Source organism: Nocardia lasii (assembly GCF_042658545.1).
Taxonomy (GTDB): Bacteria; Actinomycetota; Actinomycetes; order Mycobacteriales; family Mycobacteriaceae; genus Nocardia; species Nocardia lasii.
In genome coordinates this window covers 225,630-247,201 of the sequence record NZ_JBHSQN010000002.1, presented here as the reverse complement: position 1 = coordinate 247,201, position 21,572 = coordinate 225,630, and the positions used below count along the sequence as shown (strand labels likewise).

Annotated in this window: 18 protein-coding genes; 11 read left to right on the top strand and 7 right to left on the bottom strand. The window is 69.0% G+C overall.

All coding sequences use genetic code 11. The features are described from left to right. Positions 1-54 precede the first annotated feature (54 nt). Entirely contained in the window at positions 55-693 is a 639-nt protein-coding gene (locus ACFP3H_RS04920; RefSeq protein WP_378600224.1) for a PadR family transcriptional regulator, read from the top strand. 12 nt (positions 694-705) lie between these two features. On the opposite strand, the gene ppk2 is transcribed toward ACFP3H_RS04920, so the two are convergent. After that, a complete protein-coding gene (gene ppk2 / locus ACFP3H_RS04915; RefSeq protein ID WP_378600222.1) occupies positions 706-1,644 on the bottom strand; it encodes a polyphosphate kinase 2 in 939 nt (312 codons plus the stop codon). A 109-nt stretch (positions 1,645-1,753) separates the two neighbouring features. On the opposite strand from ppk2, the gene ACFP3H_RS04910 reads away from it, so the two are divergent. The 7 genes from ACFP3H_RS04910 to ACFP3H_RS04880 all read left to right on the top strand — a co-directional run bounded on the left by ACFP3H_RS04910 (position 1,754) and on the right by ACFP3H_RS04880 (position 11,142). Further along, positions 1,754-2,929, top strand: a complete 1,176-nt coding sequence (locus ACFP3H_RS04910; protein ID WP_378600219.1) for an ROK family transcriptional regulator — start codon at positions 1,754-1,756, stop codon at positions 2,927-2,929. A gap of 130 nt (positions 2,930-3,059) precedes the next feature. Further along, on the top strand, positions 3,060-4,538 hold the full coding sequence (locus ACFP3H_RS04905; protein ID WP_378600215.1) for a sugar porter family MFS transporter: 1,479 nt from the start codon (positions 3,060-3,062) through the stop codon (positions 4,536-4,538). A 33-nt stretch (positions 4,539-4,571) separates the two neighbouring features. After that, positions 4,572-5,591 carry a carbohydrate kinase family protein gene (locus ACFP3H_RS04900; RefSeq protein WP_378600212.1) on the top strand — a complete coding sequence of 340 codons (1,020 nt, stop codon included), beginning with the start codon at positions 4,572-4,574 and terminating at the stop codon, positions 5,589-5,591. Continuing rightward, positions 5,588-7,915, top strand: coding sequence for a glycoside hydrolase family 65 protein (locus ACFP3H_RS04895; protein ID WP_378600210.1), 2,328 nt, complete (start codon positions 5,588-5,590; stop codon positions 7,913-7,915). Before ACFP3H_RS04900 ends, ACFP3H_RS04895 begins: the two co-directional genes overlap by 4 nt. Beyond that, positions 7,912-8,628: an HAD family hydrolase gene (locus tag ACFP3H_RS04890; protein WP_378600207.1), complete on the top strand. Its 717-nt coding sequence runs from the start codon at positions 7,912-7,914 to the stop codon at positions 8,626-8,628. Before ACFP3H_RS04895 ends, ACFP3H_RS04890 begins: the two co-directional genes overlap by 4 nt. Before the next feature lie 87 nt (positions 8,629-8,715). After that, on the top strand, positions 8,716-9,942 hold the full coding sequence (locus ACFP3H_RS04885; protein ID WP_378600205.1) for a hypothetical protein: 1,227 nt from the start codon (positions 8,716-8,718) through the stop codon (positions 9,940-9,942). A gap of 123 nt (positions 9,943-10,065) precedes the next feature. Further along, a complete protein-coding gene (locus ACFP3H_RS04880) occupies positions 10,066-11,142 on the top strand; it encodes a metallophosphoesterase (RefSeq protein ID WP_378600202.1) in 1,077 nt (358 codons plus the stop codon). 7 nt (positions 11,143-11,149) lie between these two features. Here ACFP3H_RS04880 and ACFP3H_RS04875 read toward each other — a convergent pair whose 3' ends face one another. Continuing rightward, a complete protein-coding gene (locus tag ACFP3H_RS04875; RefSeq protein WP_378600199.1) occupies positions 11,150-12,088 on the bottom strand; it encodes a sigma-70 family RNA polymerase sigma factor in 939 nt (312 codons plus the stop codon). A 10-nt stretch (positions 12,089-12,098) separates the two neighbouring features. Then, complete coding sequence (locus ACFP3H_RS04870) at positions 12,099-13,271, bottom strand: NAD(P)/FAD-dependent oxidoreductase (RefSeq protein ID WP_378600197.1); 1,173 nt, start codon at positions 13,269-13,271, stop codon at positions 12,099-12,101. A 280-nt stretch (positions 13,272-13,551) separates the two neighbouring features. Here ACFP3H_RS04870 and ACFP3H_RS04865 point away from each other — a divergent pair, with 280 nt between their 5' ends. Next, the gene (locus ACFP3H_RS04865; protein ID WP_378600194.1) at positions 13,552-13,938 is read left to right on the top strand and encodes a VOC family protein; all 387 of its coding nucleotides are present in this window, start codon (positions 13,552-13,554) and stop codon (positions 13,936-13,938) included. Between the two features lie 90 nt (positions 13,939-14,028). On the opposite strand, the gene ACFP3H_RS04860 is transcribed toward ACFP3H_RS04865, so the two are convergent. Beyond that, the gene (locus ACFP3H_RS04860) at positions 14,029-14,985 is read right to left on the bottom strand and encodes an endonuclease/exonuclease/phosphatase family protein (RefSeq protein ID WP_378600192.1); all 957 of its coding nucleotides are present in this window, start codon (positions 14,983-14,985) and stop codon (positions 14,029-14,031) included. Between the two features lie 335 nt (positions 14,986-15,320). On the opposite strand from ACFP3H_RS04860, the gene ACFP3H_RS04855 reads away from it, so the two are divergent. Together ACFP3H_RS04855 and ACFP3H_RS04850 are read left to right on the top strand one after the other, a co-directional pair. Beyond that, positions 15,321-16,682: a M20/M25/M40 family metallo-hydrolase gene (locus tag ACFP3H_RS04855; protein ID WP_378600189.1), complete on the top strand. Its 1,362-nt coding sequence runs from the start codon at positions 15,321-15,323 to the stop codon at positions 16,680-16,682. A gap of 16 nt (positions 16,683-16,698) precedes the next feature. Further along, positions 16,699-17,226, top strand: a complete 528-nt coding sequence (locus ACFP3H_RS04850; protein WP_378600187.1) for a YbhB/YbcL family Raf kinase inhibitor-like protein — start codon at positions 16,699-16,701, stop codon at positions 17,224-17,226. 57 nt (positions 17,227-17,283) lie between these two features. Here ACFP3H_RS04850 and ACFP3H_RS04845 read toward each other — a convergent pair whose 3' ends face one another. The 3 genes from ACFP3H_RS04845 to ACFP3H_RS04835 form a co-directional block, all read right to left on the bottom strand. Then, entirely contained in the window at positions 17,284-19,107 is a 1,824-nt protein-coding gene (locus ACFP3H_RS04845) for an AMP-dependent synthetase/ligase (protein WP_378600184.1), read from the bottom strand. 105 nt (positions 19,108-19,212) lie between these two features. Continuing rightward, the gene (locus ACFP3H_RS04840; RefSeq protein WP_378600181.1) at positions 19,213-19,893 is read right to left on the bottom strand and encodes a GTP cyclohydrolase II; all 681 of its coding nucleotides are present in this window, start codon (positions 19,891-19,893) and stop codon (positions 19,213-19,215) included. Between the two features lie 67 nt (positions 19,894-19,960). After that, entirely contained in the window at positions 19,961-21,439 is a 1,479-nt protein-coding gene (locus tag ACFP3H_RS04835; protein WP_378600179.1) for a PfkB family carbohydrate kinase, read from the bottom strand. Positions 21,440-21,572 lie beyond the last annotated feature (133 nt).

Genomic DNA, 21,572 nt, shown 5'->3' with positions numbered 1-21,572 from the left:
TAGTCAAACTTGTTTACTGATAGGTTGGTCGGCATCGACCAGAAGGAGCCGCCCATGTCAGCGATCCGCCTGCTGGTTCTCGGCGCGGTTCGTCAGCACGGGCGCGCGCACGGGTACCAGGTGCGCAACGACCTCGAGTTCTGGGGCGCGCACGAATGGTCCAACGCCAAGCCCGGCTCGATCTATCACGCGCTCAAGCAGATGGCCAAGCAGGGATTGTTGCTCGCGCACGAGGTGGCGCCGAGCACGGTGGGTGGGCCGCCGCGGGTCGAGTACGAGATCACCGAGCAGGGGACCGCGGAGTTCTTCGCGCTCCTACGCGAGGCGGTGAGTTCGCACGATCAGAAGCTGGACGTGCTGTCCTCGGGGATCGGCTTCATTGTCGATCTCGCGCGCGAGGAGGCGGTGGCACTGCTCGAACAGCGGGTCGCCGGGCTCGAGCGGTGGCGCGCCTCGGTCACCGAGTACTACCGACCCGAGGACGGGCCCGAGCAGCTCGGCCACATCGGCGAGATCATGAACCTGTGGGTGCACTCGGCCGACGGGGGCGTGGCGTGGACGCGCGGCTTGATCGAACGGATCCGGGCGGGCGCCTATACCTTTGCGGGAGAAGGTGATCCGTTCGTGGGCGTCCTGGCGGAGGGGGACGTGAACCCCTTCGCGGCAGGCCCGCACCCCGGGGACGGTCGATAGCCGCCCTCGGGTTCAGGAGCCGATGACCTCGCGGCCGCGGCCGACGATGAGGGGGTCGGCGGTGCCGACGATCTCGGAATCCTTGTTGTCGTAGGGGAAGCCGCTCAGGACGTGGCGCATGGCGTTGAGGCGGGCGCGTTTCTTGTCGTTGCTCTTGACGACGATCCAGGGGGCGTGGTCGGTGTCGGTGTGGGCGAAGTTCTCTTCCTTGGCCTCGGTGTATTTGTCCCACTTGTCGAGGGAGGCGAGGTCCATGGGGGACAGTTTCCACTGGCGGACGGGGTCGACCTGGCGGATGGCGAAGCGGGTGCGTTGTTCGAGGGGGGAGACGGAGAACCAGAATTTGATCAGGTCGACGCCGTCGTCGACGAGCATCCGTTCGAACAGGGGGACCTGGGCCAGGAAGCGTCGATGTTGTTCGGGGGTGCAGAAATCCATCACCCGTTCCACGCCGGCGCGGTTGTACCAGGAGCGGTCGAACAGCACGATCTCCCCGGCGGCGGGCAGGTGTTCGACGTAGCGCTGGAAGTACCACTGGGTGGATTCGCGCGCTGAGGGCTTCTCCAGGGCGACGACGCGGGCGCCGCGCGGGTTGAGGTGTTCCATGAAGCGTTTGATGGTGCCGCCCTTGCCCGCGGCGTCGCGGCCCTCGAACACGATGACCACGCGACGCCCGGTGGCCTTGACCCAGTTCTGCAGTTTGAGCAGTTCGATCTGGAGCAGGCGCTTGTCGAGGTCGTATTCGGTGCGCGAGAGGCGTTCGTCGTAGGGGTAGCCCTCGCGCCAGGTGTCCACGATCAGGCCGCCGGGGGAGGTGAGCAGGATCGGGTCGTCGTCGTCGCTGTCGTCGACGGTGAACCCGGTGGTGTCGGCCAGGTTCACGACGGTGGCCAGATCGGCGATCTCGCTGATGTCGCGGGGGATCGGGGTTCGGGTGTCGACGTCGGTCATGCTCGCGACGCTAAACGGTGTGCGTGACGTGCAGATGAACACGCGGTGCCCGGTCGCGGGTGCACAATCGGAGGATGTCCGATTTCGCGATCCGCCCCGAGCAGGCCGCGTGAGTGGGCGTGGCGCGCGTCGTCCGGGTTCGCCGACGGCGCTGCGGGATCAGAATCGGGCGCGGGTGGTGGCGGAGTTGCGCAGGCAGGGCCAGGCCACGCAGGCCGAGTTGGCCAGGGCGACGGGGTTGGCGCCGGCGACGATCTCCAATATCGTGCGCGATCTGGCCGAGGTGGGCTCGTTGGTGATCGAGAAGCGCAGTGGCAAGCGCAATTGCGTGCGGTTGGCGGGTGGTTCGGGGTTCGTGGTCGGTCTCGATCACGGGCACCGGCATCTCACGGTCGGGGTCAGCGATCTGTCGCACCGGGTGGTGGCGCGCACGCGCACCGAACTGCCGGTGGGGGTGTCGGCGGCGCAGTCGATGGCGCACGCTCGGCGTCTGCTCGATGCCGCGCTCGCGCAGGCGGGTGTCGAGCGCGCGGCGGTGGTCGGGGCGGCGATGGGGTTGCCCGCGCCGATCGATCGGACTACCGGGCGGGTGGGTTCGCCGTCGATTCTGCCGGGGTGGGTGGGGGTGGACGCGAGCGCGCTGGCCGATGCCGCGCTGGAGCTGCCGGTGGGGGTGGTGGTCGACAACGACGCGAATCTCGGTGCGCTGGCCGAACATCAGTGGGGTGCGGGGGTGGGTACGACCGACATGGTCTATCTGAAGCTGTCCGACGGGGTCGGGGCGGGGTTGATCGTGGACGGGCGACTGTATTCGGGCGTGGCGGGTACGGCGGGCGAGATCGGGCACACCACGGTCGAGGAGTTCGGGGCGGTGTGTCGGTGCGGGAATCGGGGGTGTCTGGAAACGTTGGTGTCGGCGCGGTCTGTGGTGTCGCTGTTGGCACCGACCGCCGGGGAGCTCACGATCGAGGAGGTGGTGGGGCGGGCGCTGGCCGGTGATCGGGCGTTCGCGCGGGTGCTCGACGATGTGGGCAGGCAGGTGGGTGCGGCGGTGGCGGGGCTGTGCAGCATCCTGAACCCGGAACTGCTCGTGCTCGGCGGCGAACTCGCCCAGGCCGAGCGGATTCTGATTCCCGCGATCGGGCAGGTGGTGGATCGGTGCGGGGTGCCCTCGGCGGCGGCCGCGTTGCGTATTCGGCCCGCCGTGCTCGGCGCGCGGACCCATTTACTGGGTGCGATCGCTCGAGCAATCGACAATGCAGACCGCTCGGTGTTCATTTCTTGAACGGCAACACGGCGATTTGGGCTCGATTTCGCGAATTCCTGCATGTGTCATCGAATTACGGGCACACTGTGATCTGATTCACACTGCTACTCGCGAGGCAATGGTGCCCGCTGTGGAGAGGACGAAGCCGATGCACGATGGAGGCTCCTTCACCGACCAATCCGCTCTTCCCGATGGCGAAGGCGGTTCGAGCAGCCGCGTCATTCGGATCGCCGCCGTCGCGGCGCTGGGCGGATTGTTGTTCGGCTTCGACAGTGCCGTGATCAACGGTGCGGTCTCGGCCATTCAGAGCGAATTCGATATCGCCGACGCCGTTCTCGGTTTCGCCGTCGCCTCGGCCCTGTTGGGCGCGGCGGCGGGCGCGATGACCGCGGGCCGCATCGCCGACCGCATCGGCAGGCTCAAGGTGATGAAGATCGCCGCGGTCCTGTTCTTGCTCAGCGCGTTCGTCACCGGCCTTGCCCCGGACGTGGTCACCCTCGTCATCGGCCGCATCATCGGCGGTGTCGGTGTCGGTGTGGCCTCGGTGATCGCCCCGGCCTACATCGCCGAGACCTCACCGGCGCGCATTCGCGGGCGGCTCGGTTCCCTGCAACAGCTGGCCATCGTGCTCGGTATCTTCTTGGCCCTGCTCGTGGACTACGTGCTCGCCGAGATCGCCGGCGGTGCGAGCGAGACGCTGTGGTTGGGTCTCGAGGCGTGGCGCTGGATGTTCCTGTCGATGGCGGTTCCCGCTGTCGTCTACGGCGTGCTGGCCTCGACCATTCCCGAGTCGCCGCGCTTCCTGGTCGCCACGCACAAGATCCCCGAGGCGCGTCGGGTGCTGACGTTGCTGTTCGGTGAGAAGAACCTCGAGATCACCATCGGGCGCATCGAGGACAGCCTGCGCAGCGACACCAAGCCCTCCTGGAAGGACCTGCGTCGTCCCGGTGGCGGGATCTACCCGATCGTGTGGATCGGTCTGATGCTGTCGGTGTTCCAGCAGGCCGTGGGCATCAACGTGATCTTCTACTACTCCAATGTGCTGTGGGAGGCCGTGGGCTTCGAGGAGTCGCGCTCGTTCCAGATCAGCGTGTTCACCTCGGTGGTCAATATCGCGACCACGATCGTGGCGATCATGCTCATCGACAAGGTCGGGCGGCGTCCGCTGCTGCTGGTCGGTTCGGTCGGTATGTCGATCACGTTGGCCACGATGGCGATCTGTTTCAGTGCCGCCGAACAGGTGCCCAACGCCGAGGGCGTGCTGGAACCGCATCTGAGCGGGGCGTGGGGTCCGATCGCGTTGGTCGCGGCGAACCTGTTCGTGGTGTTCTTCGGCATGAGCTGGGGCCCGGTCGTGTGGGTGCTGCTCGGTGAGATGTTCCCCAACCGCATCCGTGGTGCGGCGCTGTCGCTGGCCGCGGCCGGTCAGTGGGCGGCGAACTGGGCGATCACCGTCTCGTTCCCCAGCCTGAAGAGTTTCTCGCTCGGTTTCGCCTACGGCATGTACGCGGTGTTCGCGGTGCTGTCGTTGCTGTTCGTGGCGAAGTTCGTGCCCGAGACCAAGGGCATGTCGCTCGAGGACATGGACGAGGCCGCCGGCTTCGACAAACCGGCCACCACCGCCTGATCATCGCCCGCTCGACTGTTTCGGAGCTCCACCATGTCTTCTTCCGTCCCCTTCCCTGCCCGTTCCGGCCGAAAGATCGCGGTTCTCGGCCCTATTCCGCTCGACCATGTCGTCACCCATCGCGGCGAGGTCATCGACAAGTACGGTTGCGCGCTCTACACCGTCGCCGCGCTGGCCTCGCTGCTGGGACCCGAGGATGTGGTCCGGCCGATCGTGCACGTGCGTGAGCGCGATCTGGGTCCGATCACCGAGCAGCTGTCCCGGTTCGACAATGTCGATCTGACCGGGATCCGGTCGGCCAGTGACCGTGGTGACGTGGTGGAGCTCCGTTTCCGGGACCAGAATTTCCGTGACGAGCGCCAGACCGGGTTCATGCACCCGATCTCGCCCGCCGATGTCGAATTCGCGTTGGACTCGGACGCTTTCGTGTGTGTGCCGATCACCGACTACGAGGTGGCCCAGCCGACGCTGGCCTATATCCGCGCCAACAGCGACGGGCTGATCCTGCTCGACTGTCACGGCCCGACCGTGGCGTTGACCGCGGCCGGGCATCGGGTGAGCAGGCTCTGGATCGACCGCGATGCCTGGCTGCCGATGATCGACATCATGAAGATGAACCTCGAAGAGGCTGGTCGGGCGTGGTTTCCGCCGCCCGGCGGTGACCCCGACGAGTTCGGCAAACCGCTGCCAAAGGAGCAGTTGCCCGAGTTCGCGCTGCACTGTTTGCGCCGTGGGGTGCGGGCGGTGTGCGTGACCCTCGACGAGCAGGGGTGCGCGATGTATTTCCTCGACGCCGACGGGGCGTTGCGGGAGGAGATCGTGCCGCGGGTGCATGTGGAGAACGTGGTCGACACGACCGGGTGTGGGGATTCGTTCGCGTCGGGAATGGCGTTCGGGTACTTGGCTTCCGGTGATTTCGTGACCGCCGCCAGGTACGGCAACGCGATGGGCGCGCAGCGGTGTTCGGGCAAGGATCTGGCGGTGTATCGGTCGCTGGCGGAGACGAACCGGCAGTTGCGCGAGGCCTACGGCGTCGAGGCGGTGGGGCAGTGAACGCGCCGACGCGGGCCGATACGACGTGGTCGGTGGTCGAGGACGGCTGGAATCCGGAGCGCGCCAACTACTTCGAGACGATCTTCACCGTCGGCAACGGGCGGCTGGGAACGCGCGGGTCGCTCGAGGAACGCCATACCGGGGCGTTGCCGGGCACGTTCGTGGCGGGGGTGTACGACGCCTACGACTCGCCGGTGATCGACCTGGTGAACGCGCCGGACTGGCTCGACACCGAGGTGTTCTTCGACGGTGTGCGCCTGGATACCGAGTCGGCGCGGGTGGTCGAGCACCGGCGTGAACTCGACCTGCGGTGCGGGGTACTGCACCGGGAGACGGTGTTCGAGGTGCCCGATGGGGCGCGGGTGCGGGTGCGGACCGAGCGTTTCGCCAGTACCGCCGATCGTGATCTGTGCTGTCTGCGGATCGAGGTGAGTTGCCTCGATCGGGCGGGGTCGGTGACGGTGCGCACCGGGGTCGACGGGCATCGGCGCAATCTGGAACGGTTGCCGACCTATCGGGAGGCGACCGCGTTCGGGTACGAGCGCAAGTGGGACAAGTGGGCCCGCTCGACGCATCTGGTGTCGGCGGGTTCGGGGTTCGTCGACGGGGTCGGTGTGCTGAGCAGTCGCACCATCGACAGTGGCATCGAGCTCGCCTACGCCCTGGCGTGCACCGCCGAAGGTGGTCGGCGCCGACAACGTTCGCGCCATGACGCCGTCGAGGTGGAGTGGGGTTTCCAGGCCGGTGTCGGGGAGACGGTGCGGGTCGACAAGCTCGTCGGCATCGCCACCAGCCGCGACTACCGGGCCCTCGACCCGCCACGGGAACGGGCCGTGGACACCGTGGTTCGGGCCGGCGGGTTCGACGCGGCGGCGGCGGCGAATCGGGCGGCGTGGGAGCGGGTGTGGGCCGAGGCCGACTGCGAGGTGGTCGGCAACGACCGGGTGACCCAGGCGCTGCGGTTCGCGATCTATCACCTGATCATCGCCGCGGACCCCGACGATCCGACCGTGAGCATCGGCGCGAAATCGCTGTCGGGCGAAGGGTATCGGGGTCATGTGTTCTGGGATACCGAGGTGATGCTGCTGCCGTTCTTCCTGTTCACCCAGCCGCGCGCGGCCCGCGCCCTGCTCGGCTACCGCCACCACACCCTGCCGGGGGCGCGAGAAGTGGCCGCCGACAACGGAACCGGGGGTGCGCGCTACGCGTGGGAGTCGGCCGATACCGGGCGCGAGGAGTGTCCGCAGTACACCCCTGACGGCAAGGACCGCTTCTACACCCGCGAGGAGGAACTGCACGTCACCGCCGATGTGGCCTACGCGATCATGCGGTATGCCTCGGTGACCGGGGACGAGGACTACCTGTTCGGGGAGGGCGCGGAGATCCTGTTCGAGACGGCCCGGTTCTGGGTGGGGCGGTGCGAGCCGGACGGGGATTCGCTGGTGATCCGCACGGTGATGGGACCGGACGAGTTCCATTCCCATGTCGACAACAACGCCTTCACCAACAAACTGGTGCACTGGCACCTGCACCAGGCCGCCGAGGTCTACGCGCGGCTGGCGCGGGAACGGCCCGAGCGCTTGCGCGAACTGGCGGACTCGATCGGACTCGAGGACGGCGAACCCGGGCAGTGGTTGGCGACCGCGGACCGGTTGCGGGCGCCCACCGATCCCGACTGCGGGGTGATCGAACAGTTCGACGGCTATTTCGAGCGTGAGGTCGTGCCCATCGTGGAATGGGACGACAACGACATGCCGCTGTATCCGGCCGGGTACAACCATTTCAACTGCGAAACCACCTCGCTGCTCAAACAGCCCGATGTGGTGATGCTGATGCATTTGCTGCCCGACGAATACTCGGTGGCGACCCGGCGGGAGAATTACGAATTCTATGAGCAGCGCACGGTGCACAAGTCGTCGTTGAGTCCGTCGATTCACGCGATCGTGGGATTGCAGGTCGGTGATTCCCGCACGGCGGAACGGTATTTCGGGCGTTCGGCGTTCGTGGATCTCGACGACAATCAGGGCAATACCGAGGAGGGTATTCATATCGCCTCGGCGGCGGGGACCTGGCAGGTCGCCACGCACGGCTTCGGCGGCTTCCGGGCCTCGGCCGACGGATTGCATTTCGCGCCCGCGCTGCCGCCGTCGTGGGAGCGGTTGCGGTTCTCGGTGCACTGGCGGGGGCGCACGGTGCGCGCCGATCTCGGCCACCGTGACGCGCGTTTCGAACTGATCGGGGCCGGGCCCGCCGAACAGATCGAGGTGTGGGGCAGTCCGGTCACCCTCGAACCCGGCACCCCGGTCGAAGTCGAGGCCCCGTGACCCACGTCCTGGACGCCCAGGCGGTGCTGCTCGATCTCGACGGGGTCCTCACCGACACCGCGGCCGTGCACCGGCGGGCCTGGTCGGCGCTGTTCACCGAGTTCCTGCCCACCGTCGCCCCCGAGTCCACGCCCTATACCGACGCCGACTACTTCGCCCTGGTCGACGGGAAGGCGCGGGCGGCGGGGGTGGCCTCGGTGCTGGATTCGCGGGGTGTGTGGGTGCCGGTGGGCGCGCTCGACGACCCGCCGGACGCGGCGACGGTGTACGGGCTCGGCAATCGCAAGAACTCCCGGTTCACCGACATCATCCGCACCGACGGGGTGGAGGTGTTCGACGGTTCGCTGCTGCTGATCGATGTGCTGGCGGCCCATCACATTCCGATGGCGGTGGTGTCGAGTTCGCGCAACGCGGTGCTGGTGCTCGAGACCGCGGGGTTGCTGGATCGGTTCGCGGTGGTGGTCGACGGGGTGGTCGCCGAGCGTGACCACCTGGCGGGCAAGCCGGCGCCCGACATGTTCCTCACCGCGGCGGCGGTATTGGGCGTGGATCCGGCGCGCACGGTGGTGATCGAGGACGCGGTGTCGGGGGTCGAGGCCGGGCATCGGGGCGGGTTCTGGGTGGTGGGGGTCGATCGGGGGACCGGGGAGGCGGAGTTGATCAGGGCGGGCGCCGATGAGGTGGTGACCGATCTGGCCGAGCTGCTGGAGTGAACGAAATGAACTGAACGTCTGTCCAAGTTGGTCAGTTGTTCATTTGGGCGCTCCGAATCCGCAACCGAAGGCCCCTACCTTCGGTCCGTGCGAATCTGCCTGCCCCGCCGCGCCGCCTCCTTCGTCGGCCCCCTCACCGCCTCCGCCCTGGTCGCGGGCCTGCTGCTCGCCCCCGGCACCGCCGCGGCGAGCCCGGCCGAGACCCTCGCGTCGACCCCGATCACCGACGCCGCCGCCGTGTGCACCGCGGGCGCACCGACGTTCGACGACATCGTGACCGCGGCGGCCTCGGTGGTGCGCGGTGTCCTCGCGCCCGCGCAACTGGCCGACTACGACCAGCGCGTGGCCGAATTCCGGGCCGCGATCGCGGCGGTGCGCGTGCACCGCGACGGACTCCCCGTGCACCCCGACCGCGTCGGCACCCGGCCCGCCGAACTCGACGACCCGATCGTCACCTACCTGGTGAACGGCCTGGACGCCGTGCGGACCGGGCGCATCGACGAGACCATGTCGGTCTCCGAACTCACCGTCAACGACGCCATCGAAGTGTTCATCCTGGCCACCCGCATCGTGAAGATCCCCACCCAGATCGTCGCCGGGATGGTGCCCACCGTCGGGTTCTTCCTCAAGCCGGTGGTCGGGGCCATGTTCACCGGGACCAAGGCGCTGGCGCGCGGCGTGCAGAACTCGATCGAGGCCGGGTGTGTGGCGCCGAACGTGTATCCGCCGCTGGAACTCGGTGACGTGGTGATCGAACCGGTGGTGGTGCCCCAGCCCATCGAGGACCTGGCCGCACTGGTCATGAACGCCGACGGAAACTGCACCCCCATCGCCGAACTCACACTGGCCGCCGTGGTCGAGCGCTCGCGGGCCTTCCTCGACAGTGGGGTCGTGGCGGTGGACCGGGTCGCGATGAACGCCGCCGCCGACGCGCTGCAGGAATTCCTGGCGGCCAACCGGGTCGCCAAGATCATGCTGATGCGTCGCTCCGACGATCTGGGCCCGCTGGTCGAAGCCCTGGACATGGGCCCGCTGACCTTCCTGGCCAACCTCGGCGCCGACATCGCCGAGGGCACCGCGCTCGACACCGTGCCGTTGGCGCAGGTCCGGGTGGAGAACGCGTTCGACCTGGCGACGTTGACCCTCGACATCACCAGCCTGCTGTTCTCGGCGGGCACCTCGGTGGCGGGGTATGCCGGGGTCGCCGAGACGGTCACCACGCCGCTGTCGATCGTGCAGAAACTGGTGTTCGCCCCGACCGACTACGGCGCGCCGATCGTGCGCGGTGTCATGCAGTCGATGTGCGCGGTGTAGTGCTCCGCGCGTCCGCCCGCGCGCGGTGGGCGGGCTCAGTATGCTGCGGCGCAGTCGCGGTTCCGCCGATATGGTTCGATTAGGTCAATTGTCCAAGAGCGTGTCCGAGTCAGAAGGTAACCCATGCACGATCAGTTCTCGCACGGAATCGGCCGCCGTCAGGTGCTGGCCGGAGCGGCCGGGGTCGCGGCCGGGTTGTCGCTGGTAGGGCTCACGCCCGCGGCCGCCGTGCCCGCCGAGGTGACCAAGTTCGCGCCGCGCGGCGGGCGCGCGGTTCGTGTCCTGATCACCGGCGACGCGGGCACCGGCACCCGCACCCAGTGGGCGGTGGCCGACGCGGCGCGCGACTACCACGCGCGCGACCCGTTCTCGCTCGCGGTCGGCCTTGGCGACAACATCTACGACTCCGGGCCCGACGGACCCGACGACGAACAGTTCGCGACCAAGTTCGAGAATCCCAATGCGGGACTGGACTTCCCGTGGGCGATGGTGCTGGGCAACCACGACACCAGCGCGGTGTTCCCCGGCGACGGCGGCTGGCTGGCGCGCGGCAACTTCGAGGTGGAATACCACGCGAAATCGGCGCGCTGGTGGATGCCGAGCCGCTACTACTCGGTGCGGGTCCCCGAACAGAACCCGGTGGTCGAGTTCTTCGTCCTCGACGTCAACCCCCTCGCCGCCTACATCCCGCCCTTCCTCGACCCGTACTTCGCGGTCGACGGCCCGTACATGAACGAACAGCGCGCCTGGCTCGACAACGCGCTGGCCACCTCGACCGCGCAGTGGAAGATCGCCTGCACCCACCAGGCCTACATCAGCAACGGCCCACACGGCGACGCGGGCAACTACGAGGGCCTGCCCATCGACCCGATCAACGGCGTGCACGCCAAGCGGTTCTTCGAGGACCACGTGCTGGGCAAGGTGTCGTTCCTGCTCTCGGGCCACGACCACACCCTGCAGGTCCTGGAACCGACCCCGGCCACCAAGGGCACCCGCCAGATCGTCTCGGGCGCCTCGGCCAAGACGGCCAGTCACACCCCGCGCCTGACCACCGGCGGACACCGGGCGCTCTACGACACCGAACAGGACCTCGGCTTCATGGTCATGGACCTCACCGCGGACACGGTGAACCTGAAAGTCGTGACCGTCGACCCGGCCACCGGGGCGAGTACCGAGGTGTTCGACCGGCGACTGGGCTGATCCGCCCTCACCACGACTCGACCAGCGGCGCGTCGTGGTCACCGCGACGCCACCGTTCGGCGAGCCGGGCCAGCCGGTCCGGTGCCGCGACACTGTGCACGCGCGCGATCCGCGCGTCACGAACCTCGAGGACGGCGACGCCGAGCACCCGCTCACCCACCGCGAACACCATCGCCGGGCACCCGTTGACGAGGGCGGCGTGAATCGCGGGCGAACCACCGGCGAGGCGGCGTTTGGCCGGTGTCGGGGTCAGGCCGGCGCGCAGCGCGCGGGCCAGGCGCGCCGGGTCGTCGTACTCGATCAGCGCCGCGGCGCTACCGCCCACACCGTCGGCGGCCCCGGTCGCGTCGTCGGTGAGCAGGGCGATCAAGGCGTCGGTGCGACCCGAGGACGCGGCCGCGACGAACGCCTCGACGATCCGGTGCGCGGCGGCCCGATCCAGGTCGGTGTCGGTGCGCGCCACGGTGATTCGGCGACGGGCGCGGTGCAGGTGCTGTTGGCTGGCGGATTCGGTGACGGCGAGCACGGCGGCGATCTCGGCGTGGGTGTAGGCGAAAGCCTCGTGCAACACATACACCGCGCGCGCGACCGGTGAGAGTGTCTCCATGATCCTGAGCACGGCCATGGTCACCGATTCGCGCTGTTCGACGGTGTCGGCGGGCCCGAGCATGGGGTCGCCGGCGAGCAACGGTTCGGGCAGCCACGCGCCGACCGCGCGTTCGCGGCGCGTGTGAGCCGAACGCAGCCGGTCCAGGGCCAGGTTGGTGACGATCGTGGTCAACCACGCCTCCGGGACCTCGACGCGGTCGCGGTCGGCGCCCTGCCACCGCAGGAACGCGTCCTGGACCGTGTCCTCGGCGTCGGCGGCCGAACCGAGCAGCCGATAGGCGATCGCGGACAGTCGCGCTCGACTGGCCTCGAACCGTGCCACCGTGGCGGTGTCCATGCGCTCGAATCTATCCGGCGAGCGCGGACTGTTCGAGGGCTCGCACCCGGTATCGGCGCGGCGGTTTCGCGAAGGTCGGGCGGCTCACGGCCCACCCGCTCGTCGCCACGATCGCGGACTTGACCCGGGCCGCGGGCCACCCGCGCAGTGCGCCGGGCCTGGGGTGTCCCTGTTTGTCGACCAGTTGGAAGATCGCGTCGGCGCGGCCGAGGCTGATGTGGTTGCCGAGGTAGCTCAACGCGGAGGTCTTCACCGCGCGACCGGTGAGGTCGGCGATGATCGAGGCGACGGCCTGGGCGCCGGTGAATCCGGCCGACGCGCACGACATCGGCAGCACGCGGCCGTTGTCGCCGAGCACCGACGCGCTGTCCCCGGCGACGAACACCCGTGGGTGTGAGACCGAACGCAGGTGCCGGTCCACGCTGATCCGGCCGTCGGCGGCCACCGTCAGACCGCTGGTCGCCGCGAGCGGGGACGCGGCGAAACCGGCCGCCCACACGACCGCGTCGGCGGTGAACACCCGGCCGTCGGTGGACCGGGCCGCGGTGGGCTCGACCCGGTCGATGGGGGTGTGTTCGTGCACGGTGATGCCGAATCGGTCGAACGCGGTCCGCAGGTGTCGACGCGCCTCGGTACCCAACCAGGCGCCCGTTTCGCCGCGGGTGGCGAGGGATACATGCAGTTCGGGGTGGGTTTCGGCGATCTCGGTGGCGGTTTCGATCGCGGTCAGGTTGCCGCCGACCACCACGACCTCGTCGGTCTCGCCCAGTGCGTCGAGGCGGGCGCGCAGACGCAGGGCGGCCGGGCGCGACGCGACGTGGAAGGCGTGCTCGGCGACACCGGGCACGTCGTGGTCGGCGACGGTGCTGCCCAGTGCGTAGAGCAGGGTGTCGTAGGTGAGGGTGGCGCCGTCGGCGAGGGCGATCGTGTGGTGTTCGACGTCGACGGCGGTGACCCGGGCGACGCGGACCGCGATGCCGGTGCCGGCGAAGACCTCGGTCAGGGGGCGGTGGCGCAGGTCGCGGCCCGTGGCGAGCTGGTGCAGGCGGAGGCGTTCGACGAAATCGGGTTCGGCGTTGACCACGGTGATCTCGACGTCGTCACGGTGCAGGCGGCGGGCGAGGTAGCCGGCGGAGAAAGCTCCGGCATACCCGGCCCCGAGAACGACGATGCGGTGTTTCATGAGGCGCTCCTGTCTTGTTCGCGTGCACTGTGAACGAGACAGGGTGTCGATTCCTGACAGGCTTGTCGGTGACGTGGGTCACCGGTGAGGTGGTCGAGGTCGCCAAGGCTCGGTGCCGGTGGACCGCACCGGCGTTCACCGATGCCGAGTCCGGGTGGGCGAACAGGTGACCGACAGCGGGAAGATGGTCCGATGTCATGAAACATGCTGGGCGTCAAGGTATTACGTCAGCGAATCAATTGGGTGGTCGGGGTTCGGGTCGGGTGTTTACGGTGGGCGGATGACATCGGTCAGGCAGGTTCAGGTCACCTTCGATTGCGCCGAACCCGAACGGGTGGGACGGTTCTGGTGTGCGGTGCTGGGGTATGTGGCGCCGCGACCGCCGGGGCGCAACGGGGCGTTCGCCTGCGTGGATCCGACCGGGGTGGGGCCGCGGTTGTATTTTCAGCGGGTTCCCGAGGGCAAGGTCGTCAAGAATCGGGTGCATCTGGATGTGCGGGCGGGGACCGGGCTGGTCGGGGCGCAGCGGTTGGCGGTCCTGGAAGCCGAATGCGCGCGGCTGGTCGAACTCGGGGCGTCGTGCGTGCGGGTGTTGGTCGCCGACGGGTACAACGAGTCCTGCATCGTGATGCGTGATGTCGAGGGAAACGAGTTCTGCCTCGACTGAGGAAAGTGGTCGACGTCCGCCTGGCAGCGGGCACCGGACCCACTGCCGACGAGCATCCCGCGTGCGCCGCCACCGCATCGAACCGGCGCGCTAGTCGGTCGGGGTGAGGACGATGCGGGCGATCAGGGCGCGGTGGTCGGCGCCGGGGAGCTCGACGGTGCCGAGGTGGGTGGCGTGGGCGTCGGCGAGCAGGAAGTGGTCGATGCCCAGCAGTGGGGGGAAGGGTTTGTCGGTGGGGTAGGTGCGGAGGTGGCCCGCGCCCGCCTGGTCGGCGGCATCGGCGAAGCGGCCGGAGGTCATCGCGCGGAACCGGGTGTGGTCGTGGGTGGCGTTGAAGTCGCCGCCGACGATCGCGGGGTGGTCGGCGGGGGCTCGGCGCAGGATCTCGTGCAGGCGGGTGAGTTCGTCGGCCCAGACTCCGGTGTTGTAGACGGGCGGGACGGGGTGGAAGGCGTAGATCGTGACCGGGCCGACCTCGGGGATCGTGGCCGTGGCCGAGATCTGGTTGAGGACGTAGCCGTCGTATTCGACGGTGTGCGACAACGGGAATCGGCTCCAGATGCCGGTGCCGCTCGCGGTCTGGCCGGGGGCGAGATAGCGGTGGGGGAGGAGCTGGTCCAGGCCGGCGCGGGTGAGGTCGTCGACGGCGGTGCGGGTGAGTTCGTTGACGGTCAGGATCGCGATATCGCGGGTGCGGACCTGGTCGACCAGGGCGGTCGGGTCGGCGCCGTCGAAGAGCAGGTTGGCCTGCATCGCCGTGATCGTGGGACCGTCGGGGCCGGATTCGGCGAAATACAGCGGGGCCTGGGTGGCGATGCCCGCGCCCGCGACCAGCACCGCGATCCCCGTCCCGATCCACTGCCGGGTCGCGGCGAACCCGAGAGCCCCGATCACCGCCCCACCCATCAGATACGGCGCCCCGGCCGCCGCCAGCACGAGCGGTTCGGTCGACCACCGGCTGACATGGAGGCCGACGCCGAGCACACCGAGCACCGTCGCCGCCCCGGCCAGCAGGCGAACACCGCCCCGAACCACCCGCACACCCATCCCGCCAGCCAAGCACGCCCTCCGCCTGCCGACAAATACGCGGCCCCGAGCGTGCACACCGCTGGTCGACGAACGTGGGCCTCGAGCACGCACGCCGATGCCGCCGATTGCCCGGCCGACCCGGACGCACACCAACCACTGCCGAGCGCGCGGCCGCTCGGGCGAGGACACCGCCCCGTCGGCTGACTCGAGGTGACCTCGCTGTGCCGCACCAGAACCCGCGTGGACGAGCGGAATTCCGCTCATCGTGAGTCTGCGGCGGTCAGCAGCGGCGCAGGCGGTGGTGGGCGGCAAGGTGGCGCGGTGGGTGTCGCAATGGTGGTAGGAAAGGGGGCGTGTCGGCAACTGGCGAGAAAACTGGAACTGATGGGCCTTCGCGTGCGGAGGGCGAGGTGGTGGAGCTGGTCAGCAAGCTGATCCAGTTCGACACCTCCAATACCGGCGAGCTCGCCACCACCAAGGGTGAGCGCGCGTGTGCCGAGTGGGTGGCGGCGAAACTGCACGAGGTCGGCTACGAGACCGAGTACGTGGAGTCGGGGGCGCCGGGGCGCGGAAACGTGTTCGCCCGCTTGAAAGGCGCCGATTCCAGCCGGGGCGCGCTGATGATCCACGGCCACCTCGACGTGGTGCCCGCCGAGGCCGCCGACTGGAGCGTGCACCCGTTCTCCGGTGCCGTCCAGGACGGGTACGTGTGGGGTCGCGGCGCGATCGACATGAAGGACATGGTCGGCATGACGCTGGCCCTGGCCCGCCAGTTCAAAGCCGAGGGCACCGTGCCACCGCGGGATCTGGTGTTCGCGTTCCTGGCCGATGAGGAGAACGGCGGACGGTGGGGTTCGCAGTGGCTCGTCGAGCACCGGCCCGACCTGTTCGACGGGATCACCGAAGCCGTCGGCGAGGTGGGCGGGTTCTCGTTGACCGTGCCGCGCCCCGACGGCACCGAACGCAGGCTCTACCTGGTCGAAACCGCCGAGAAGGGCCTGGGCTGGATGCGGTTGCGGGCAAAGGCCCGTGCCGGGCACGGGTCGTTCCTGCACGACGACAACGCGGTCACCATCCTCGCCGAGGCCGTCGCCCGACTGGGCCGCCACACCTTCCCGGTGGTGCTGTCGGATTCGGTGGCCGAGTTCTTGGCCGCGGTGTCGGAGGAGAGCGGGTTGCAGTTCGACCCGCACGGCCCCGACATCGAAGGCCAACTGGCCAAACTGGGCACCATCTCGCGCATCATCGGCGCCACCCTGCGCGACACCGCCAACCCGACCATGCTGCAAGCCGGGTACAAGGCCAATGTGATCCCGCAGACCGCCGAAGCCGTGGTGGACTGCCGGGTGGTGCCCGGCCGCCAGGAAGCGTTCGAACGCGAGGTCGACGCACTGATCGGGCCCGATGTGGAGCGCGAGTGGATCACCAAACTCGACTCCTACGAGACCACCTTCGACGGTCATCTCGTCGACGCCATGAACGCCGCGGTGCTGGCCCACGACGCCGCCGGGCGCACCGTGCCCTACATGCTCTCCGGCGGCACCGACGCGAAAGCGTTCGCGCGCTTGGGCATTCGCTGCTTCGGTTTCGCGCCGTTGCAGTTGCCGCCCGAGTTGGACTTCACCGCCCTGTTCCACGGGGTCGACGAGCGAGTGCCGGTGGCGTCGCTGGAATTCGGCACCCGGGTGCTGGAACACTTCCTGCTGCACAGCTGACAACCGAGAGGACCCGATGAGCTACAACCCGTACGACGCGCTGCCCCAGGTTCCGAGCTTCACCGTCACCTCCGCCGACATCACCGACGGCGCCCCGCTGGCCAACGACCAGGTCTCGGGGGTGTTCGGTTCCGGCGGCAAGGACATCTCCCCGCAGCTGAGCTGGTCGGGCTTCCCCGAGAACACGCAGAGTTTCGCGGTGACGGTCTATGACCCCGACGCCCCGACCGCGGCCGGTTTCTGGCACTGGGCCGTGGCCGACATCCCCGCCTCGGTCACCAGCCTCGACACCGGCGCCGGTTCCGAGGGCGGCACGCTGCCCGCCGGTGCGGTGAGTCTGCGCAACGACGGCGGGTTCCCCGGCTTCGTGGGCGCGTCGCCGCCGAAAGGGCATGGGCCGCACCGGTATTTCGTGGTCGTGCACGCGGTCGATGTTCCCGAACTCGAGATCGGCCCCGACGCCACCCCCGCCTACCTCGGTTTCAACCTGTTCTTCCACACCCTGGCCAGGGCCACCCTGATCGGCACCTACGAACAGAACTGACCCCGCACACGACGGTGGCCCCGGGAAAAGTCCGGGGCCACTGTCGTTTTCGGGTGTCTACTTCACGTCGGTGACGTGCTCGGCCGGGGTGGGGGCATAGAGCGCGGTGATGGTCTCGGCGTACTTGGTCGAGATCGGGGTGCGCTTGAGCGACATCTTCGGGGTCAGCTCGTCACCGCCGGGCTCCCACAGGTTCGCCACGATCACGAATCGCTTGATCTGCTCCACCCGCGAGAGTTTGCGGTTGCCGGCGAGCACGGCGTCGCGGACCTCGTCGACGATCTCCTTGCGCCGGGCCAGCTCGGCATGGGTGGCGTCGGTGGCGCCGAAGTCCTTGGCGCGCAAGGCCGCCACGTCGGGGTCGAGCATGATCAGGGCGGTGATGTAGGGGCGGGACTCGCCGATCGCGACGGCCTGGCCGATCAGCGACGAGGCCGCCTTCATCGCGTTCTCGATGTTGGAGGGGGCGATGTTCTTGCCCGCCTCGCTGATGATCAGTTCCTTCTTGCGGTCCACGATGCGCAGGTAGCCGTCGGCGTCGAGGGTGCCGATGTCGCCGGTGTGCAACCAGCCGTCGTCGTCGATCGCCTCGGCGGTCTTGTCGGGCATATTGCGGTAGCCCGGGGTGATGATCGGGCCGCGCACGAGCACCTCGCCGTCGGCGTCCAGGCGCAACTCCACCCCGTCCAGGGCGCGGCCGACCGAACCGGGGCGCGGCTTGTCGATCTCGGTGAAGGTGCCCACCCCGGCGGTCTCCGACATGCCCCACACCTCGCTGACCGCGAAACCGAGGCCGAGGAAGTACTCGAGGGTCTCCGGCGGCACCGGCGCGGCACCCGAGGCCGCCACCTTCAACTCCGCGAAGCCCAGCGCGTCACGCAGTTTCGTCAACACCAGCGCATCGGCGATCCGGTGCTGCAGGCCGAGCAGCAGCGGGCTCTGCCCGGCCAGGTTCGCGCGCGCCTGCGCCACCCCGACCCCGATCGCCCAGTTGGCCAGTGCCTTCTTGATCGGGCTCGGTTCGACGGCGAGCTTGTTCTCGATTCCGGCCTTGATCTTCTGCCACACCCGCGGCACCCCGAAGAACACCGTCGGGCGCGCGTCGGGCAGGGCGGCGGCGATCTCGCGCGGGTCGGGCACGGTGGTGATCTGGATGCCGGTGAGCAGGCTCATCGCGTGCGCGGAAATACGGTCGGCCACATGGGCGGCGGGCAGGTAGGACACCGCGCGATCGTCGAAACCGACCGGCAGCGGACCCGCGACCAACCCCGCGACCTGGGCGATCACATTGGACTGGGTGAGCTCGACACCCTTGGACGGGCCGGTGGTGCCGGAGGTGTAGATCAGGGTGGCCAGATCGGTGGGGGTGACGGCCTGCCAGGCGGCGTCGAAGTCGAAGTCCGGTTCGGGATCGGACTCGACCTGGGCCAGGGTGTGGGTGTTCTCGGCGGTGCCGTCGACGACGATGGTGTGCTCGACGGCGGCACCGCAGGCGCGGATCAGGTCGAGGAAGGCCTGTTCGGTGACGACGACGTTGTTGCCCGCGTTGGCGAACACGTGCGCGATCTGCTCGGCGGAGCTGGTGTTGTAGACCGAGAACGGGACCGCGCCCAGGTGCAGCACCGCGGTGTCGACCAGGTTGAACTCGGGCCGGTTGGTGAGCATGATGCCGACCGAATCACCGTGGCGCACACCCAGTTTCGCCAACCCGGCCGCCAGCGCGCGGACTCGGGCCGCGTACTGGGACCAGGTGATCTCCTGGGTGCCGCCGACGGTACGCAACGCGATCTGGTCGGGCCGTAGCGCGGCGGTCTGTTGGAAGGCGGCGGGCACGGTGGACACCGTGACACCCGAGGCGTGCGCGAAACCGATTTCTGTCATAACCCTGATTCCCGAGAGGCCGTGCGGACGCCGACCCCGTCGAACGGGCGTCGACAGTGGCGCGGCTCACTGATCGTAACCGGACATACGGGATTGTGAGGTGGGTTACCTTCGACCGCGCGGCCACCACCACCGGGTCGCGGGTCGCGCGGGCACCGAGGGGTCGACGGGGATGGTGTGGCGGCGGTGGCGGCGCTTGGCCTGCAAATACTCTCGCCCGCGCGCCGACCGCGGGGTGATGGTCAGCGCGACGGGCTCGACGGTGATGCCTGCCTCGGTCAGGGCCCGGCACTTGTCGGGGTTGTTGGTGAGCAACCGGACCCGGGTCAGGTCGAGCTCGCGCAGGGCGTGCGCGGCGAGGTCGTAGCGGCGGGTGTCGGCGTCCAGGCCAAGGCGACGGTAGCTGTCGAAGGTGTCGGTGCCGGACAGTTCGGCCTCGCGATAGCCGCGCGCCTTCCAGATCAGCCCGGCGCCGCGACCCTCCTGGTCGAGGTAGACGAGCACGCCCGCGCCCTCGGCCTGGATGCGGTCCATCGACTCGGTCAGTTCGGCACCGCAGTCACAGTCGTCGGAGCCGAGGCCCTCGCCGTAGAGGCAGCGCGAATGCAGCCGGACCAGGCAGCCGTCGCGGGGTTCGCCGAAGATCAGCAGGTGCCCGCCGTCGCGCGGGTCGGGGATCTCGATCACGCGGATCGCGAGCTGGTGCCCGTGGCGGCCGAGCCGGTGCGCGGTATCGGCGCCGGTTCGCGCGGTCGAGGCCGCCCTGCCGAACGACAGTATGGTCAACGATCCTCCGTACGTGGACTGGCGGCCAGGGCTGGGCGAGCTGATCGCCGCGACTTTACCCCCGCGATCAGGCCGAGGCCGGGTACAGGCGCACGATGCGGTCGATGTCGTCGACCCCGGGCATCGACACCGCCACCGGGCTGAGCTTCTGGGTGGGCAGCATCGCCGCGGTGGCCCACACGAAATCGGCTGCGGTGAGCGGGGTGACGCCGTGTACGAGGCGATAGGCCAGCGCGCCGGTGAACGCCGCCGCCGCACCCACCGACGCCTTGAGCACCTGCGGGAAGTGGTCGATCACGACCTCGACGGTGTCGGAGGCGACCACGCACTGGAAGTTCTCCACCGTGCACACGGTGCCCACGCCGAGGCCGCGCAGCAGCCGGGCGATGTCGGCGGGAGATTCGGCGGGCACGTCGGGCAGCAGCGCGGCCAGGTCGGCGGCGGCCCCGACGAGGTAGTCCACCGCGCCCATGTACTGGTAGATGCTCTGCGGCACCGGCATCGACGGTGTCGGACACACGATCACCGGCGGTTTGGGGCGCATCCGCGCGACCACCGACAGGGCCTGCTCGATCACCGACGGCGGCTGTTCGAAGCTCAGGATCACCGCGTCGGAGGCCTCCAGCGCGGCCCGCAACTCGGGGCGGTGCAGGTCCTCGTCCTGGAGTTGCACGCGGCTGTCGCGACAGCCGATGATCCGCGACTCGCCGTTGGGGGCGATGACCACCGCGGTCACCAGCGACTGCGCGAACGGCACCACCTTGACCAGGTCCAGGTGCACGCGCTCGGCGTCCATGAATTCCATGATGCGCCTGCCGTATTCGTCACCGCCGACCGCGCACACCAGGTGCACGCCGATGCCGAGCCGGGCGGCGGCCACGGCGCGGTTGAGTCCCTTGCCGCCGGGATGGCCGGCGAAGGTGCCGCTGGCGGCCTCCTCGGCGGAGGGGAAGGCACCCACCCGGTAGATGTGGTCGATGACCGCGTCACCGAAGACGGTGACCGTGCCGCGACGGGCGGGCGCCGCGGTGCCCGGTGCCTCGGCCGGGCCCGCCATCGGGTAGCCCGAGTCGGTGGCCAGCAGTCCGGCCAGGGCGGTGAAGGCGGTGTGTTCGGCGACGGTGCGCAACCGTTTGACGGTGGGGGCCTCGGGGACCGGGTCGACGTCGAGCGCGGCGTGCAGCGCGACCCACTGTTCGGTCAAGGCCTCTCGACGTTCCCCGAGGTTGTCCGCATACAGGCGTTCGACATCGATACCGACGCCGGGACGCTCACGCAATAATCTCAGCGACAGCGCGGCGTCGACGATGAGACGATCGGTGGGCGCCAACCACTGGGCGACCTCGCGCACCACCGGCAGGATCGACGCCTCCACGCTGAGCCCGTTGCGGCGGGCGTGTCGGCGCACTGCCAGCAGCTCCAGCAGGGGCGCGGCGTCGATTTCGGTGTGGCGCAAGCGTTCCGCGTTGAGTCCGGCGTACTTGCCGAGCCGGGCCAAGATGCTGCGGATCGCGGCGACGCGAGCATCCTGGGGAACCATCGCCATGCTGCCCTCCCGTGCCCTCTCAACGGTGCGATCGCCACAGTGGCGGGTTTGCTGGGCCCCGTCGCGGCAATTACCTCCTAAGAATGGCAATTGACCGAGGCAATTGGCAAATGCCACACTGGGTTACAGGGGC

Bases quoted from the DNA above. Each gene is read 5' to 3' on its own strand.
- ACFP3H_RS04870 (WP_378600197.1), bottom strand. From the start codon at position 13,271: ATGAAACACCGCATCGTCGTTCTCGGGGCCGGGTATGCCGGAGCTTTC.
- ACFP3H_RS04860 (WP_378600192.1), bottom strand. From the start codon at position 14,985: ATGGGTGTGCGGGTGGTTCGGGGCGGTGTTCGCCTGCTGGCCGGGGCG.
- ppk2 (WP_378600222.1), bottom strand. From the start codon at position 1,644: ATGACCGACGTCGACACCCGAACCCCGATCCCCCGCGACATCAGCGAG.
- ACFP3H_RS04905 (WP_378600215.1), top strand. From the start codon at position 3,060: ATGCACGATGGAGGCTCCTTCACCGACCAATCCGCTCTTCCCGATGGC.
- ACFP3H_RS04845 (WP_378600184.1), bottom strand. From the start codon at position 19,107: ATGACAGAAATCGGTTTCGCGCACGCCTCGGGTGTCACGGTGTCCACC.
- ACFP3H_RS04835 (WP_378600179.1), bottom strand. From the start codon at position 21,439: ATGGCGATGGTTCCCCAGGATGCTCGCGTCGCCGCGATCCGCAGCATC.
- ACFP3H_RS04900 (WP_378600212.1), top strand. From the start codon at position 4,572: ATGTCTTCTTCCGTCCCCTTCCCTGCCCGTTCCGGCCGAAAGATCGCG.
- ACFP3H_RS04875 (WP_378600199.1), bottom strand. From the start codon at position 12,088: ATGGACACCGCCACGGTGGCACGGTTCGAGGCCAGTCGAGCGCGACTG.
- ACFP3H_RS04920 (WP_378600224.1), top strand. From the start codon at position 55: ATGTCAGCGATCCGCCTGCTGGTTCTCGGCGCGGTTCGTCAGCACGGG.
- ACFP3H_RS04865 (WP_378600194.1), top strand. From the start codon at position 13,552: ATGACATCGGTCAGGCAGGTTCAGGTCACCTTCGATTGCGCCGAACCC.
- ACFP3H_RS04880 (WP_378600202.1), top strand. From the start codon at position 10,066: ATGCACGATCAGTTCTCGCACGGAATCGGCCGCCGTCAGGTGCTGGCC.
- ACFP3H_RS04850 (WP_378600187.1), top strand. From the start codon at position 16,699: ATGAGCTACAACCCGTACGACGCGCTGCCCCAGGTTCCGAGCTTCACC.